A 16,282-nucleotide genomic window follows, 5' to 3' on the forward strand; every position below is an offset into this window, starting at 1 on the left:
AGCCGGTCTACGGCTTTATCGCCGAGGGCTACTGGGAAGATGTCGGTACCCACGAGAGCTATGTGAAGGCGCAGGCCCGCCGGTCCCGCGGGGGTTGCCGCGCCCGCCGCTCCTACCGCCGCCACCACTGCTGCCACTGCCACTGCTTCGCATCAAAGTTCCGTCGTCGTCGTTTCGTCTGCATCTGCATCCGGTGCATCCGGATCGAACGACGGGACCCCTTCCAGCGTCTCCGCCTCGATCGCCTCAGCCTCAGGGAGGAAGGGCGCGAGCTCCGGGAGCTCGTCCAGGCCGCGCAGGCCCATCCGCTCCAGAAAGTAGTTCGTCGTCACGTACAGGATCGCACCTGTTTCGGGTTCCGTGCCCGCCTCCTCGACCAGACCCCGCTGCAAGAGGGTGCGCATCACACCGTCGCAGTTGACTCCGCGGACCATCGAGACCCTGCTGCGGCTGACCGGCTGGCGGTACGCGACGACCGCCAGGGTCTCCAGCGCCGCCTGCGTGAGCCGGGCCTGCTGCCCGTCCAGGACGAACCCCTCGACGGCCGGCGCGTACTCGGGCCGCGAGTAGAAACGCCACCCGCCGGCGATCAGCCGCAGCTCGAAACCACGCCCCTGGACGGTGTACTCGTCGGCCAGCTCGCGCAACGCGTCCGCGATCCGCCGTTTGGGCCGCTGGAGTATTTTCGCGAGGTGTTCCACGGTCGCGGGCTCGTCCACGACCATCAGGACGGCCTCCAGGGCGGGCTTGAGGGCGAGATCCGCGACGGCGGACGGGCTCGCCGGTACGCCCGTGGTCTCCTCGCTCACGCCGACTCCTCCTTGGTCTCCTTGGGCGGCTCGGGCGGCCGGTCGAACTCGTCCGTCACCACGGGCTCGCCTTCCCCCTCCCCACCGGTCCACCGCACGATCAGATCCCCGAGCGCGGTCTCCTGGTCCAGCGCGACGGCTTTCTCCCGGTAGAGCTCCAGCAGGGCCAGGAACCTCGCTACGACGGTCAGGGTGTCGTCGGTGTCCTCGACGAGCACGCTGAAGCTGGCCTCGCCGAGCTCCCGCAGCCGGGCCACCACGATCCCGGCCTGCTCCTGCACACTGACGAGCGGCGCGTGGATGTGGTCGACGTACACCTGCGGCTTGGGCCTGGGCTGCATCGCCTTCACGGCGAGCCTGGCGAAGCCCTCGGGCCCGATCCGGATGACGACCTCGGGCAGCAGTTCGGCGTGGTGCGGTTCGAGCCCGACGGTACGGGGGTAGCGCCGGGCTTCTTCGTCGAGACGCCGGTTGAAGATGTCGGCGATCTGCTTGTACGCGCGGTACTGCAACAGCCGCGCGAACAACAGGTCCCGGGCCTCCAGCAGCGCCAGGTCGGCCTCGTCCTCGACCTCGGCGGCGGGCAGCAGCCGAGCCGCCTTCAGATCGAGCAGGGTCGCCGCGACGACGAGGAACTCGGTCGTCTGGTCCAGGTCCCAGTCGGGCCCCATCGCCCTGATGTACACCATGAACTCGTCGGTGACCTTGGACAGCGCCACCTCGGTCACATCGAGCTTGTGCTTCGAGATCAGCTGGAGGAGGAGATCGAAGGGCCCCTCGAAATTGGCGAGCCGAACCTTGAAAACCCCGTCATCGGCTTCTTCGGCTTCCTCGACAGCCGCCGCCACGGGCTCTTCTACGACGGCTTCGGGCACCGACTCCGTTACGACGAGCTCGGGCTCCGGCTCCGCTACAACGGCCTCGGGCTCCGGCTCCGCCACGACGACCTGCGTCTCGGGTTCGGGAGCCGCACCCGGCCCCTTCCCCAGCGCACGCCGACGGCCGGCAGGTGCGCCGGATGCGGGAGCGTCGTTCGAGGTCATGGCCTCCGCAGGCTACCGCTACCGCCCGCGAAGCCGGCGGACGAGAATGCTCGCGTCCCCGCGGGACTCCAGATCGGCCAGGACGACGGCGACCGCCTCGCGCACGATCCGGCCGCGGTCGACCGCGAGGCCGTGCTCGCCCCGGAGCATGAGGCGCGCGTGCTCCAGGTCGATGAGCTCCTCGGCGGAGACGTACACGGTGATCTTCTCGTCGTGCCGCTCCCGCCCGCTGGGGCGACGGTTGGCCTGCGCCCGCTGTCGCTGCTTCCGAGGCTGGGCAGAACCTTCCTGCGCCTCCTGACGTCGTCCGGAGCCGTCCGCCGACCGGCTGCGGGACTCGCCGCCGTCCGAGTCCGCGGCCACGTGTTCGGCGCCCTCGCCGTCACCGCCCTGGGCGGGTACGGACTGCGGGGCGTCCTCCCCGGCGGCGGCACCGTCGCTCTCCCCCGCCGGAGCCGGCACCCGGGCCTCGCCGTTGGCCCGGCTCCTGGGGGTGGACGACTGGAGCGCCATCCCCCCTGTCGTACGGAACAGTTCGTCGGCCCCCGGCAGACTCACTCGGCGTGACACCGGGCGAGCACCTCCCTGGCGAGCTGGCGATAGGCGGCGGCACCGACGGAGTTGGAGGCGTACGTGGTGATCGGCTCACCGGCGACCGTGGTCTCCGGGAAGCGCACCGTGCGCCCGATGACCGTGTGGTAGACGTGATCGTCGAACGCCTCGACCACGCGCGCGAGCACCTCACGGCTGTGCACGGTGCGGGAGTCGTACATCGTGGCGAGGATCCCGTCGAGCTCCAACTCGGGGTTGAGGCGCTCCTGGACCTTCTCGATGGTCTCCGTCAGCAGCGCGACTCCACGCAGCGCGAAGAACTCGCACTCCAGCGGCACGATCACCTTGTGAGCCGCCGTCAAGGCGTTCACGGTGAGCAGGCCGAGGGAGGGCTGACAGTCGATCACGATGTAGTCGTAGTCGGCCATCAGCGGCTTCAACGCCCGCTGCAGGGTGGACTCGCGCGCGACCTCGCTCACCAACTGCACTTCGGCGGCCGACAAGTCGATGTTGCTGGGCAGCAAGTCCATGTTCGGGACCGCTGTCTTGAGGAGCACCTCGTCGGCCGACATGCCCCGCTCCATGAGCAGGTTGTAGACGGTGAGGTCCAACTCCATGGGATTGACGCCCAGTCCGACCGACAGCGCGCCCTGCGGGTCGAAGTCGACGAGCAGTACACGCCGGCCGTACTCCGCGAGCGCGGCACCCAGGTTGATGGTCGACGTCGTCTTGCCTACGCCGCCCTTCTGGTTGCACATCGCGATGATCGTCGCGGGGCCGTGACTGGTCAGCGGACCCGGGATCGGGAAGTAGGGCAGCGGGCGTCCGGTCGGGCCCACGCGCTCACGGCGCTGACGGGCAGCGTCGGGCGCGAGTGTGGCCGCGTACTCGGGATCGGGCTCGTACTCGGCGTCGGGGTCGTAGAAGTGCCCGTCGGGCAGTTCGTCGTAGTCGGCGAAATGGTTGCGGGGCGCGCCCCTTCCGTCGCCGGCCATGGCGTTCACGTGATGGCCATCCATGCTCTGGTGTGCTGGCTGAGTCACCCCTGGCTTGTGGTGACCCTGGTGGGCTGCGAAGGTACGCACCGCGACGGAGCCGACAGCCTCGAACCCCGCGGGCTCCTGGCCCTTTGCAGGCATTCCTGGTTGACCACCCCCGGGAGAAAATGTCGACTCATTCACAAGTCGTCTTACCTCCTTGGTGACCAGGGAATTTCTCGATAGGTCAGCGTGGCACCATGCCGACGTTCGGCGACTCTATGGCGTGTCGGGTGTTCGCAGCAACACAATCCGCCGGACCCGGCCCGATGTGTCGGCAATGAAACATCCCTCTGTCAAGGGCGTACGGCAGTCGCACGGCAGGTTCCACCGGTGCACGAATCGGTTCAAGGGTTACGTTCGGGGCGAGTTGACCGAGTGCCGCAAAGTGACCATACACACACTTCCGGCCGGACCTGTCGAGCAAGGTCCGGCCGGGCGTGCGGTGTTGACGACCTGTGTTGACGTATCGCCTTTTGCCGAACGGTGACTTAGTCGACAGAGTCAGCCGAGCAGCGATTCCAGCTCGACGTGCTCCAGTCCGTGCGCCTCGGCGACCTCGCGGTAAATCACCTTGCCGTCATGGGTGTTGAGACCCTTGGCGAGAGCAGGATCACGTCGCAGCGCGTCGGCCCAGCCGCGGTTCGCGAGCTCCACGATGTACGGGAGCGTCGCGTTGGTGAGCGCGTAGGTCGACGTGTTCGGCACCGCGCCGGGCATGTTGGCGACGCAGTAGAAGACCGAGTTGTGGACCGGGAAGGTCGGCTCGGCGTGGGTCGTCGGACGCGAGTCCTCGAAGCAGCCGCCCTGGTCGATCGCGATGTCGACAAGAACACTTCCGGGCTTCATGCGCGACACGAGTTCGTTGGTGACCAGTTTCGGTGCCTTCGCGCCCGGGATGAGCACCGCGCCGATGACGAGGTCGGCGTCCAGGACGGCCTTCTCCAGCTCGAAGGAGTTGGACATGATCGCCCGGACCTTGGTGCCGAAGACCTTGTCGGCCTCGCGGAGCTTGTTGATGTCGCGGTCGAGCAGCGTGACGTGGAAGCCCATGCCGACGGCGATCTGCGTGGCGTTCCAGCCGGAGACACCGCCGCCGATGACGACGGCCCGCGCGGGCTGGGTACCGGGGACACCGCCGGGGAGGACACCGCGGCCGCCGACCGAGCGCATCAGGTGGTACGCGCCGACCTGCGGGGCCAGCCGGCCCGCGACCTCGGACATCGGGGCGAGCAACGGCAGGGCGCGGCCGGGCAGTTCGACGGTCTCGTAGGCGATCGCCGTGGTGCCGGACTCGACGAGCGCGTCGGTGCACTCCTTGGAGGCGGCCAGGTGCAGGTAGGTGAAGAGCGTCTGGTCCTTGCGGAGGCGGTGGTACTCCTCGGCGATGGGCTCCTTGACCTTGAGCAGCAGGTCGGTGGTGGCCCAGACCTCGTCCGCGGTGGCGAGGATCCGCGCGCCCGCGGAGACGTACTCGTCGTCCGTGATCGAGGAGCCGACGCCGGCGTTCTGCTCGATGAACACCTGGTGGCCGTGGCGCACCAGCTCGTGCACGCCGGCGGGGGTGATGGCCACCCGGAACTCGTTGTTCTTGACCTCGCGGGGGATGCCGACCTTCACGTCGATCACGGTCCTTGGCTCAGAGGGTGTGGGGCAATACATCTCATACCCGGACATGCGTGAGCGCACCGGGAGACCGCAGGAGAAGGTGCGGCAGAGCCAGTTTAATGAAGGCGTTCTCGGTGTCTAGCCTTTCAATGCATCAATCTTCTGCGGATGTACTACGGATTTCGCAGGCGTTAGCGTCTTGTTCCAAGGGTTCGGGGGCGGAATCGCCCTCCAGGAGCTCCTCCAGCTCCTCGCCCAGCATCCGCTCGGCCGTCCCGCGGTGCAGCGCGGCGGACGCCGGATCGCCGAGCCGGTCGAGGGTGTCGGCAAGCCGCAGCTGCAACGCCGCCTGGAGTCGTACGTCCTCCGCGCGGCGCGCCCACTCGACGGCCTCGTGACACGTCAGCAGCGACTCCTCGGGGCGGCCCGCGTACTCCTGGACCCGGGCCAGTTCGCTCAACGCCCGTGCCTGGGCGGCCACATCACCGTTCTTGCGGTGCCCGGCGACGGCGGCCCGCCAGTTCCTGAGCGCCTCGCCGTACCGGCCCGCGTACGTGTGCGCGGCGCCGATCCGGCCGTAGAGCCGGGCCGCGTCCACACGCTCGTCCCGGGCCTGCCGCTGGGCCAGCGCGCGGCCGAACCAGTCGGTGGCCCGGTCGTGGTCCCCGAGCTCCTGGTGCGCGCCGCCTACGGATTCCATCGCGCGGCCGGTCGCATACGGGTCGTTCGCTTCACGTCCGGCGTCCAGCGCGGCCCGGTAGCGGGCGAGCGCCTCGGTCGTCCGGCCGGTCTGCGCGTCCAGATCGGCGAGGTTGAGCAGCGCGGCGGCCTTCTCGCGGGGCAGATCGCGCCGCTCGGCCACGTCGAGGACGAGGCGGTGGATGCCGTAGAGCTCGGGGGCGGCGGCCTGGGTGCCGAAGTGGGCGACCATCGCCCGCACGAGCTGGGACATCAACCGGCGGGCCAGCGTGTCGAGTTCGCCGTCGGCGACCGCGAGGCGGGCGGAGGCCAGCAGGGCGGGCTGGCGGACGCGCAGCCAGTCGGCGGCGGCCCGGGGGTTCGGGAAGCGCAGCGCGCTGGGCATGCCGAGGAGTTTCTCCCGGGCCTGGGGGCTGTCGGTCTCGGTGATGGCCCGGCAGGACTGGAGCAGCCGTACGGTGCGCTCCAGCATGCGGGCGCGGGCCAGCTGGAGTTCGGCCGGGCGGTCCTGGGTCTCGGCGAGGGCGTGCAGGAGGGGCTGGAGGCAGCCGGGGACCTCGTACTGCGGGAGCGGGGAGTCAAGGGCCCGCAGCAGGCCGGCGGCGACGAAGTCGTCCAGGGTGGCGCGGGCGCCGTTGACGGAGCAGCCGGCGAGCGCGGAGGCGGTCTGCGGGTCGACCAGGCCGGCCGGGGCGAGGGAGAGCAGTCGCAGTATCCGGGCGGCGGGGCTGGGCAGCGAGCCGTAGACGAGCCGGAAGACGCGGCTCAGGGGCGTGCCCTCGTCGCTCTCGGCGTGCAGGTGCTTGGCGAGGTTGGCGACGGCCGCCTGGGGCCGGGCGGCGAGCCAGCCGCCGGCCAGGGTCAGCGCGGCGGGCTGGGCCCGGCACACCTCGACGAGGCCCTCGGCGGCGACCGGGTCGACGGTGATGCGGACCGCGCCGGTGTAGCGGGTGAGCAGTTCCAGCGCGGATTTGGTGTCGAGGCCGCCCAGGGTGCAGGGGCGGACGTCCGCGATGCCGGTGAGCGGGCCGCCGGAGACGGCGACGACGAGGCAGTCCGGGGAGTCCGGGAGCAGTGCGTCGACCTGCTCGGCGTCGGCCGCGTCGTCGAGCAGGAGCAGCGCCCGCCGGTCGGTGAGGGCTTCGCGCAGGGTGTCCGAGAGGTCGTCCTCGGAGGCGCCGGCCGGGGTCGGCAGTTCGAGGGCGGTGAGGAGTTCGCGAGCGGTGCGCTCGGTGGGGACGGGGGTGCCGTCGGGCTCGCTCAGCCGCACGCGGAACACACCGGCGTCGTAACGGTCAGCGACCTGTCGGACGAGTTCCTCGGCCAGCGCGCTGCGGCCGGAGCCGGGCTTGCCCGCGATGAGGAGGACGCGCGCGCGGGGGGCCTTGCGGCCCGCGATGGTGTCCAGACCCGCGCGCTCGATGTCGGCGCGCAGCTCCTTCAACTCTCTTGCGCGGCCCAGGAATTGACCCTCGGGAGAAGTGTCCTCGGACAGCCTCACGCCGCCGGTGTCCACCGCCTGATCCGTCACGGGCCACACTCCCGTCCCACTGCACGCGCATAGCCCGCCGGGACTCCGGATCGGGTGATTCCAGAGCCTAGTTCACGCTCTGCGACGAACCGTGCGGAGCGCGGCGGGCACATCCCCCGATCGGATCAGCCGATCGTCACACCGGGGATCGGTGACAAAGGGGCTGGGTTCAGGACTCGAAGGGGCGCGCGGGCCACGGCGCGTCGGCGGGGCGCAGCGCGTCGACGCCGTCGCCGTGCCGGGCGGCGACCAGGGCGAGGACGCCGACGGCGAGGCAGTTGTTGTGCAGTTCGCCGGCGAGGACCCCGCGGACCAGGTCGTCGAGGGGCACACGCGCGTGCTCCATGTCGGCCTCCTCGTCCTCGACCTCGAAGCGCTGTCCCTCGGCCTCGGACAGGTTCCGGGCCAGGAAGATGCGGATGGCCTCGTCGCAGCCGCCGGGCGTGGTGTAGACGTCGGTCAGCACCCGCCAGTCCTCGGCCTTGACGTGCGCCTCCTCGTACAGCTCGCGCTGGGCCGCGTGCAGCGGGTTCTCCCCGGGGATGTCGAGCAGTCCGGCCGGGATCTCCCACAGCTTCTGCCGTACGGGGTGGCGGTACTGCTTGATGACCAGGACCCGGTCCTCCTCGTCGAGGGCGAGGATCGCCACGGAGCCGGGGTGGACCTGGTAATCGCGGTGCACGACCGTGCCGTCGGGCATGACCACGTCGTCGGTGCGCACGGAGGTCTTGTTGCCCACGAAGGGGGTCACGGTCGCCCGGATCTCCCACTCCTCCGGGGTGTCCTTGATGGTCATGCCCTGTCCTCCCGCGCCTGTGCCTGCACTGCATGAAGAAAACCGCATAAAGAAACCGGGGCGCACACCTTGTGAAGGCGCGCACCCCGGTCACCGTACAACCCTCGTACTACTTGCCCGTCTTGCGTGCCACGGCCGCCTTGACCAGGCCCGCGAAGAGCGGGTGCGGCCGGGTCGGGCGGGAGCGCAGCTCGGGGTGGGCCTGGGTCGCGACGAGGTAGGGGTGCGCCTCGCGCGGGTACTCGACGTACTCCACGAGCTTGCCGTCCGGGGACGTGCCGGAGAACTGGAGCCCGGCCTTCTTCTCCAGCTCGGCACGGTAGGCGTTGTTGACCTCGTAGCGGTGCCGGTGGCGCTCCTCGACGTACTCCTTGCCGTCGTACACCTCGCGCACGATGGAGCCCTCGGCGAGCTTGGCCGGGTACATGCCCAGGCGCATGGTGCCGCCCATGTCGCCCTCGCCGGCGACGATGTCGAGCTGCTCGGCCATGGTGGAGATGACCGGGTGGCCGGTGGCCGGGTCGAACTCGGTGGAGTTGGCGTCCGCGATGCCGGCGAGGTTGCGCGCGGCCTCGATCACGATGCACTGGAGACCCAGGCACAGGCCGAGCAGCGGGATCTTGTGCTCGCGGGCGTACTGGATGGCGCCGACCTTGCCGGACACACCGCGGTCGCCGAAGCCGCCGGGGATGCAGATCGCGTCCACGTCACCGAGCTGCTTGGCGGCGCCCGCCGGGGTCTTGCAGTCGTCCGAGGTGACCCACTTGATCTTCACGCGGGCCTTGTTGGCGAACCCGCCGGCGCGCAGCGCCTCGGTGACCGAGAGGTAGGCGTCGGGCAGGTCGATGTACTTGCCGACCAGCGCGAGGTTGATCTCGTGCAGCGGGTTGTGGACCCGGTCGAGCAGGTCGTCCCAGGTCGTCCAGTCCACGTCGCGGAACGGGAGGTCCAGCTTGCGGACGACATAGGCGTCCAGGCCCTCGCTGTGCACGGTCTTGGGGATGTCGTAGATCGAGCGGGCGTCGGGGCAGGCCACCACGGCGGCCTCGTCGACGTCGCACATCAGCGAGATCTTGCGCTTGATCGCGGTCGGTACCTCGCGGTCGGAGCGCAGCACGATGGCGTCGGGCTGGATGCCGATGTTGCGCAGGGCCGCGACCGAGTGCTGGGTCGGCTTGGTCTTCAACTCGCCCGAGGGGCCGATGTAGGGCAGGAGGGAGATGTGCACCACGAACACGTTGTCCCGGCCGACCTCGTGGCGGACCTGGCGGACCGTCTCCAGGAAGGGCAGCGACTCGATGTCGCCGACCGTGCCGCCGACCTCGGTGATGACGACGTCGACCTCGTCGGTCGCCATGCGCCGGATGCGGTGCTTGATCTCGTTGGTGATGTGCGGGATGACCTGCACGGTGTCGCCCAGGTACTCGCCGCGCCGCTCCTTGGCGATCACCGTCGAGTAGACCTGGCCGGTGGTGACATTGGCGCTGCCGTCCAGGTCGCGGTCCAGGAAACGCTCGTAGTGGCCGATGTCGAGGTCGGTCTCGGCGCCGTCGTTGGTGACGAACACCTCACCGTGCTGGAAGGGGTTCATCGTGCCGGGGTCGACGTTCAGGTACGGGTCGAGCTTCTGCATCACGACGCGCAGGCCCCGCGCCTTGAGGAGCATGCCGAGGCTGGAGGCGGTGAGGCCCTTGCCGAGTGAGGAGGCGACACCCCCGGTGACGAAGATGTGCTTGGTCGTCGTAGTGCTGCTGTTTCGGAAAGCAGCGGGCGGCATGGCCAAGAGGGGGCTCCCGTGGTCGCGGTCTGGGGTGCGGTGCGGCTGCCCGCCCGGAGATCCCGGGTTTTTCTGGAGGCGCCGTCGCTGCGGTTCGGGGGTTTCTTGCCCACCGGTCCACGGGCTACCAGGGTATCAGCGCCCGGAGGAGATGGCTTCCGGCCACGCTCCGCGCCCACCTCGACACACACGCGGTCCACGTCGACACAGACGCGCCCTGGTTACCTGCTTCTCACCGGGTGCTCACCCGTTCGGCCCAGGTCCGTTGGCGAGAGCGGCACACAGATCATCTACGTGCGTCGTATCCTGCTCGGACACTCGCTGCCGAGCCGGTCCGGAACACGGCACCACCCCCGCCCGTATCACCCGGAACAACGAGAGCTCGTCAGTTCGTTGAGCAACGACCCTCATTTGCTTCATGACTCAACGACGCACTACAAACGATCCCTTGACCGCACACAGCGACCGCCCCTTTTCCATGGGGCGACGTGGCCGTTCGACTGGAGTTGCACGTGGCCGGGCGCATCGAAGATTACGCACTCATCGGAGACATGCAGACCGCTGCCCTGGTCTGCCGGGACGGCACGGTGGACTGGCTCTGCCTGCCCCGATTCGACTCCCATGCCATCTTCGCCGGTCTGCTGGGTACCGAGGAACACGGCTTCTGGCGGCTGGGCCCGGCCCACGCCGCCGACGCGCCGCCGCCCACCGCGGCCCGGCGCGGCTACCGCGGCGACTCGCTGATCCTGGAGTCCGAGTGGGACACCCCGCGAGGCACGGTCCGCGTGACCGATTTCATGCCCCCTCGCGACGGCGCCCCCCAGCTGATCCGCATCGTGGAGGGCATCTCCGGCCGCGTCCCGATGCGCTCGGCCCTCCGGATGCGTTTCTCCTACGGCCGGGTCGTCCCCTGGGTGCACAAGCACGAGGGCCGCACGGTCGCCGTCGCGGGCCCCGACTCCGTGTGGTTCGACACATCGGCGGAGACCTACGGCAAGCAGCTCACGACGTACGCGGACTTCACGGTCGCTCCGGGTGACCGGATCGCGTTCACGATCTCGTGGGAGCCGTCGCACAAGCAGCCGCCGCCGCTCCCCGAGCCGGAGCAGTCGCTGGAGGCCACGGAGGACTTCTGGCGCGACTGGGTCGACCAGTGCACGTACCACGGCCCGTACCGCGAGGCGGTGGTCCGCTCCCTGATCACGCTGAAGGCCCTCACGTACGCCCCGACGGGCGGCATCGTCGCCGCGCCCACCACCTCCCTCCCGGAGGAGATCGGCGGCGTCCGCAACTGGGACTACCGCTACACCTGGCTCCGCGACGCGGCCATCACCCTCTCCTCGCTCCTGCGCACCGGCTACCGCGAGGAGGCCCGCGCCTGGCGCGAGTGGCTCCTGCGGGCCGTCGCCGGCGACCCCGAGAACCTCCAGATCATGTACGGCATCGCCGGCGAGCGCGAGCTCGGCGAGGCGGAGCTGGACTGGCTGCCGGGCTACGAGAACTCGGGCCCGGTCCGGGTGGGCAACGGCGCCGCACACCAGCTCCAGCTGGACGTCTACGGCGAGGTCACCGAGGCCCTGCACCTGGCCCACATGACGGGCCTGGCCCGCAACGACTACGCCTCCCTCCTCCAGCTGAAGCTGATCCGCTACCTGGAGAAGCACTGGGACGAGCCCGACGAGGGCATCTGGGAGGTGCGCGGCCCGCGCCGCCACTTCGTGCACTCCAAGGTGATGGCCTGGGTCGCGGTCGACCGCACGATCAAGCTGATCGAGTCGGGCGACGCGGACGGCCCGCTGGAGAAGTGGCGCGAGCTGCGCGACGACATCCACCGGGACGTGTGCGAGCGCGGCTACGACAAGGAGCGCAACACCTTCACCCAGTCGTACGGCTCGAAGGAGCTGGACGCCTCGCTGCTCCTCATCCCACAGATGGGCTTCCTGCCCCCGGACGACAAGCGCGTGATCGGCACGATCGAGGCGATCCAGCGCGAGCTGTCCACCCCGGACGGCTTCATCCTCCGCTACCCCACCTCGGGCACGGACGAGGGCGTCGACGGCCTCCCCGGCGACGAGGGCGCGTTCCTGGCCTGTTCGTTCTGGATGGCGGACGACCTCGCGATGATCGGCCGCGTGGACGAGGCCCGCAAGCTCTTCGAGAAGCTCCTGTCGCTCCGCAACGACCTGGGCCTCCTCGCCGAGGAGTGGGACCCGCGCCTGCAACGCCAGGTCGGCAACTTCCCACAGGCCTTCAGCCACGTCCCCCTGATCGACACGGCACTACGCCTGACGGCTTCGGGGGCCTACGGCGGCTGACGGTCGCCGAGCGCACGCCCCGGGCCCGAGACGAGCCCGGGGACGGCGGCACCGCCGTATCCGCACCCCAGCAGGAAAATCCGGGTGCCCCGGCCGCCACTCGTCCCTACGCTTCCCAGCGTGGACAGCACCGGAGCCGGGCGGCTCCTGAACGTCGTGGATGTCGAAGCCACCTGCTGGGCCGGCGACCGGCCGCCGGGCGCGATCAGCGAGATCATCGAGATCGGACTGACCGTCGTCGACCTGGCCACCGCGGAGCGCCTCGCCCGGCACCGGATCCTGGTGCGTCCTGCCCGGTCCACGGTCAGCGAGTTCTGCACGGAGCTGACCGGCCTCACGCAGCACGAGGTGGACGGAGGGGTCGGCTTCGCCGAGGCGTGCCGGCTGCTGGCGGCCGAACATCACGCCGGGTCCCGCCCGTGGACCAGTTGGGGCGACTACGACCGCAACCAGTTCACCCGTCAGTGCCGGAACACCCGGACTCCCTATCCCTTCGGCCGGCACCACACCAACGCCAAAGCGGCCTTCACCGCGTCGTACGGCCTGCGCAAACGCCCTGGCATGGCGCAGGCCCTGGAGATCGCCGGACAGCGGCTCGAAGGCCGTCACCACCGCGGCGAGGACGATGCCTGGAACATCGCCGCACTCGTTCTCCACCTGTCCGAGCGGGGCGCCTGGCCGGACCCAACGCCCGCGGCGGCGAAGAAGTTGGTCCGCGGGACCGACGGGACCGGGTAACGTCTTCGCCGTGTTCTTCCGATGAATCCGTAGATCACTCCACATCACTACCGGGAGAACCCGTGACCGTGAGCAAGAACATCAACAACCCCGTGGGCATGGGCGGCGGCCAGCGCAAGAAGCAGTCCCGCGCCGAACGCCAGAACCACGGTCCGCACCGCAACCTCGACCGCCAGGGCGCGGCCGACCAGAAGGCGGAGCTGGTGCGCAAGATGCGCGAGAAGGCACGCGCGGCCGAGGGCGCCGAGCAGGCGGGCGACGACACCGCACAGAGCTGACACACCTCCGCGGCGGAAAAAACGGACACCGCCGCCGAGCACACGCCCCGGGCCCGAGATGTGCCCGGGGCGTTCCCGCAGGTACCGTCCGCTGCATGGACAGCCGTACGGACAGCACATTCGACAGCCAGGGCGCCGGCATCACCGTTCAGCGGGCGCTGGAGCTGCCCGGGCTGCGCAGCGGGCTGCCGGAGATCCTCGCGGGCGCCGACCGGCTGCAACGGACCGTCCGCTGGGTGCACGCGGGCGAGGTCCCGAACATCGCCTCCCTCCTCAAGGGCGGCGAACTCCTCCTGACCACGGGCTACGGCCTCGGTACGCGCCCCGCGGAGCAGCGGGCCTTCGTCCGTACCCTGGCCGAGCGCGGCATCGCGGCCCTGGTCGTCGAACTCGGCCCGCGCTTCACCCGCCTCCCCGCCACCCTCGTCGAGACGGCGCGGGCGACCGGCCTCCCCCTCGTCCAGCTGCACCGTGAGGTGCCGTTCGTGGCGGTCACCGAGGAGATCCACACCGAGATCGTCAACGGCCACTACGCGCTGCTCCAGCAGGCCGAGGAGGTCCACCGCCGCTGTACGGAGGCCTTGCTCGGCGGCGGTGGAATCCCCCAAGTCCTGGGCATCCTGGCCGACTTCAGCGGCAACCCGGTCTTCCTGGAGACCCCGGACGGCCAACTCCTCTACGCGGCGGGGTCGGGCCCCGAGGGCGCCGACCCGCTCCAGGTGTGGGAGGGGCTGCGCGGCCAGCACAAGGACGCCTCGCCGCCCGCCGGTTCGGTGATCGTGGACGTGCCCGGGGGCGGTCCCGGTACGGGTTCGGTCCGCGCGCGGATCGTCCTGCTTCCGGTACGGGCGCCGCTCGCCCCCGTGCACCGCATCGCCGCCGAACGGGCCGCCGGCATCCTCGCCGTGGTCCTGATGCAGGCCCGCCAGGAGGAGGAGCTGGCGGCACGCGGACGCGGCGACTTCCTCACCGACCTCGCCGAGGGCCGCATCGCCGCCGAGGACGCTCCGGCGCAGGCCCGCGTGCTGGGCTTCAAGCCCGGCACCAGCCCGCTGCTGCCCGTGGTGATGCGGCTGGGCGACGCGCTGGCCGCACCCGGCGGCGGCTGGGCGGTCCTGGCCCGCGCGGTCGCCGAGGAGTTGGCCTCGGTGGGCGTCCCGGTCCTGCTGGGCGTGCGACCGGTCGAGGGCCGCGTCCCGCTCCTCCTCGGCCTGCGCTCAGAGTCGGAGCGGTCGGCGGTCGCGGACCGGGTGGCGGCGGCGCTGCGGGCGGGAGTCGAGCGGGCCGGGATGCAACGCCCGGGCGCGCAACCCCCGATCGTGGTCGTCGGGGTGGCCGGCGGCTGGGCTGCGGCATCGGCGGGTCTACGGCACGCTGCCGAGACGGCAACGGCGGCACAGGGCCTGTCCGACCGCCCGTGGTACGACGCCCGGCGCCTGGACATCGAGCTGCTGCTGTGGCGGCTGCGCGACCACCCGGACCTGGCGGCCTTCGTGGACCGTGCGATCGGTCCGCTCCGGGACCACGACAACCGCTCCAAGCCGCCCCTACTGCCCACCCTGGAGACGTACTTGGCGCACGCGGGCCGCAAGGCGGAGACGGCCCGCGAGCTGCACCTCAACCGGCAGACCCTCTACAACAGACTCGCCCGCATCGGGGAGTTGCTCGGCACCGACCTCGAAGACCCGCAGACGGTACTGGCGTTGAGCCTGGCCCTGCGCGCCCGCAGGCTCGTCCCCTGAGGCGCCGCTCTCAGGTGAACGGCACGGGCTGGGTCAACTCGTCGTAGACGCTCAGCACTTGGGCGACGGTCTCGTCCTCCGTGGGCCAAGTGGCCGCCTGCCGGGCGCCCTTCTCCCGCAGCAGTTCCCGGCGTCCGGGGTCGCGCAGCAGTCCGGTGACCGCGTCGGCGAGGGCCTTCGCGTCGCCGTAGGGCACGAGTTCGGCGGCGTCGCCGACGAGTTCGGGGATGCCGCCGACGGCGGTCGCGACGAGCGGCACGCGGGCGTGCAGGGCCTCCTGGGCGATCAGCGAGCGGGACTCCCAACTGCTGGGCAGGAGTGCGAGATCGGCGGCGGCGAGCAGTTCGCCGACATCGTCGCGCCGCCCGATGAGCCGCACCGGCAGCTCCTCTTCCTCGATCCGGCGCTGCAACTCGCCCCGCAGCGGCCCCTCCCCCGCGATCACGAGCAACGGCGTCGGATCGAGACGGCACCAGCCGCGCGAGGCGTCCAGGAGCGTGTCGTAGCCCCGCTGCCGGTCGAGGGAGCCGACGGCGACGAGCAACGGGCGGTCGGTGGCGCCGAGTTCGGCCCGGAGCTTGGGGCTCAGCCGGTCGGGGTCTTCGTGGTCCACGGCGGTCCTGCGCGGCCCCGGCGGCGCGACGGCGGCGAGGCGGGCGTCCCGGGCGCCGGTCCGGCGAGCCCGGTCGACCAGATCGGACGTCGTCCCGAGGACGACGACGGCGGCCTTCACGACCCGGCGCTCCAGCAGCCGCAGCAGGTGTGCCCGCGCTCCCTCGGCATGGGCGCGGTTGTGCCACGTCACGACGAGCGGGGTGCGGCGGCCGCTGAGCGCGAGGACGGCGCGGAAGGAGGCGTGCAGCCCGTGCGCGTGCACCAGGTCGGCGTCCGCGCAGGCCGCCCGCAGCGCGGCGACGGACGCGGGGTCGCTGCTGCGCGGCACGTGCACGTGTTCGGCGCCGGCGCCCGTGAAGTCGTAGGTGTGATCGGCCTCGACGGGGGCGCACACCGTCACCCGCACGCCCCGCGCGACGAGCCCGGAGGCCAGGGAGCGCACATGCGCGCTGCTGGCGGCGTTGCCTCCGCCGAGCACCTGCACGGTGCGCAGCGGCGACTGGCCGTGCGGTGAGTGGCTGCTCACGGGGGTCACGTGGCCGGGGCTCCTGGTTCGGCGACGGGCGGTCACGACGAAAGTACAGAAGGATCGGGCGGAGGGGGTGTACCGCACGGTTCCTACGCGTTCCGTCTCAAGGATGCCAGCACGTACGGGTGTTCCGACAACGCCGGGAGGTGTGGGGGCTGTGCGGAAGGGCAACAGGGGCGCGGGGATCACCCGTACGAGTGAGGGGGCGGGGTC

13 protein-coding genes and 1 pseudogene are annotated in these 16,282 nt (G+C 70.8%); 5 read left to right on the forward strand and 9 right to left on the reverse strand.

The features are described from left to right. Positions 1-77 (forward strand): annotated as a pseudogene (locus ACNFOC_RS36105) (sugar phosphate nucleotidyltransferase); the annotation flags it as partial. Positions 78-152: 75 nt separating this feature from the next. Here ACNFOC_RS36105 and scpB read toward each other — a convergent pair. The 8 genes from scpB to pyrG all read right to left on the reverse strand — a co-directional run bounded on the left by scpB (position 153) and on the right by pyrG (position 9,852). Further along, the gene (scpB, locus tag ACNFOC_RS36110) at positions 153-809 is read right to left on the reverse strand and encodes an SMC-Scp complex subunit ScpB (protein WP_327405114.1); all 657 of its coding nucleotides are present in this window, start codon (positions 807-809) and stop codon (positions 153-155) included. Further along, positions 806-1,852 (reverse strand): segregation and condensation protein A, encoded by a 1,047-nt coding sequence (locus tag ACNFOC_RS36115; RefSeq protein ID WP_416963256.1) that lies wholly within the window; start codon positions 1,850-1,852, stop codon positions 806-808. Before ACNFOC_RS36115 ends, scpB begins: the two co-directional genes overlap by 4 nt. Positions 1,853-1,870: 18 nt before the next feature. After that, on the reverse strand, positions 1,871-2,422 hold the full coding sequence (locus tag ACNFOC_RS36120) for a hypothetical protein (protein WP_406128366.1): 552 nt from the start codon (positions 2,420-2,422) through the stop codon (positions 1,871-1,873). Further along, positions 2,407-3,543 (reverse strand): ParA family protein, encoded by a 1,137-nt coding sequence (locus ACNFOC_RS36125; RefSeq protein ID WP_390925060.1) that lies wholly within the window; start codon positions 3,541-3,543, stop codon positions 2,407-2,409. The genes ACNFOC_RS36120 and ACNFOC_RS36125 overlap by 16 nt, the downstream gene beginning before the upstream one ends. Before the next feature lie 402 nt (positions 3,544-3,945). Next, positions 3,946-5,061, reverse strand: a complete 1,116-nt coding sequence (gene ald / locus ACNFOC_RS36130) for an alanine dehydrogenase (protein WP_393043136.1) — start codon at positions 5,059-5,061, stop codon at positions 3,946-3,948. A 142-nt stretch (positions 5,062-5,203) separates the two neighbouring features. Next, positions 5,204-7,279 carry a tetratricopeptide repeat protein gene (locus ACNFOC_RS36135; protein WP_416963257.1) on the reverse strand — a complete coding sequence of 692 codons (2,076 nt, stop codon included), beginning with the start codon at positions 7,277-7,279 and terminating at the stop codon, positions 5,204-5,206. A 169-nt stretch (positions 7,280-7,448) separates the two neighbouring features. Then, complete coding sequence (locus ACNFOC_RS36140) at positions 7,449-8,075, reverse strand: NUDIX domain-containing protein (RefSeq protein ID WP_416963258.1); 627 nt, start codon at positions 8,073-8,075, stop codon at positions 7,449-7,451. A gap of 109 nt (positions 8,076-8,184) precedes the next feature. After that, complete coding sequence (gene pyrG / locus ACNFOC_RS36145; RefSeq protein ID WP_416963259.1) at positions 8,185-9,852, reverse strand: CTP synthase; 1,668 nt, start codon at positions 9,850-9,852, stop codon at positions 8,185-8,187. A gap of 512 nt (positions 9,853-10,364) precedes the next feature. Here pyrG and ACNFOC_RS36150 point away from each other — a divergent pair. From ACNFOC_RS36150 to ACNFOC_RS36165, 4 genes are all read left to right on the forward strand, one after another. Beyond that, a complete protein-coding gene (locus tag ACNFOC_RS36150; RefSeq protein WP_033286235.1) occupies positions 10,365-12,167 on the forward strand; it encodes a glycoside hydrolase family 15 protein in 1,803 nt (600 codons plus the stop codon). 120 nt (positions 12,168-12,287) lie between these two features. Further along, complete coding sequence (locus ACNFOC_RS36155) at positions 12,288-12,905, forward strand: 3'-5' exonuclease (RefSeq protein ID WP_416963260.1); 618 nt, start codon at positions 12,288-12,290, stop codon at positions 12,903-12,905. 62 nt (positions 12,906-12,967) lie between these two features. Then, complete coding sequence (locus tag ACNFOC_RS36160) at positions 12,968-13,183, forward strand: DUF6243 family protein (protein ID WP_363096175.1); 216 nt, start codon at positions 12,968-12,970, stop codon at positions 13,181-13,183. Between the two features lie 95 nt (positions 13,184-13,278). Further along, on the forward strand, positions 13,279-14,925 hold the full coding sequence (locus ACNFOC_RS36165; RefSeq protein ID WP_416963261.1) for a PucR family transcriptional regulator: 1,647 nt from the start codon (positions 13,279-13,281) through the stop codon (positions 14,923-14,925). A 10-nt stretch (positions 14,926-14,935) separates the two neighbouring features. Here ACNFOC_RS36165 and ACNFOC_RS36170 read toward each other — a convergent pair whose 3' ends face one another. Beyond that, positions 14,936-16,075 carry a glycosyltransferase family 4 protein gene (locus tag ACNFOC_RS36170; protein ID WP_416963262.1) on the reverse strand — a complete coding sequence of 380 codons (1,140 nt, stop codon included), beginning with the start codon at positions 16,073-16,075 and terminating at the stop codon, positions 14,936-14,938. Positions 16,076-16,282 lie beyond the last annotated feature (207 nt).

Origin of the sequence: Streptomyces colwelliae (assembly GCF_048158785.1) — a bacterium.
GTDB lineage: Bacteria > Actinomycetota > Actinomycetes > Streptomycetales > Streptomycetaceae > Streptomyces.

Coding starts and splice junctions, on each gene's coding strand:
- ACNFOC_RS36165 (WP_416963261.1), top strand. CDS start 13,279: ATGGACAGCCGTACGGACAGCACATTCGACAGCCAGGGCGCCGGCATC.
- ACNFOC_RS36140 (WP_416963258.1), bottom strand. CDS start 8,075: ATGACCATCAAGGACACCCCGGAGGAGTGGGAGATCCGGGCGACCGTG.
- ACNFOC_RS36125 (WP_390925060.1), bottom strand. CDS start 3,543: ATGCCTGCAAAGGGCCAGGAGCCCGCGGGGTTCGAGGCTGTCGGCTCC.
- pyrG (WP_416963259.1), bottom strand. CDS start 9,852: ATGCCGCCCGCTGCTTTCCGAAACAGCAGCACTACGACGACCAAGCAC.
- ACNFOC_RS36115 (WP_416963256.1), bottom strand. CDS start 1,852: ATGACCTCGAACGACGCTCCCGCATCCGGCGCACCTGCCGGCCGTCGG.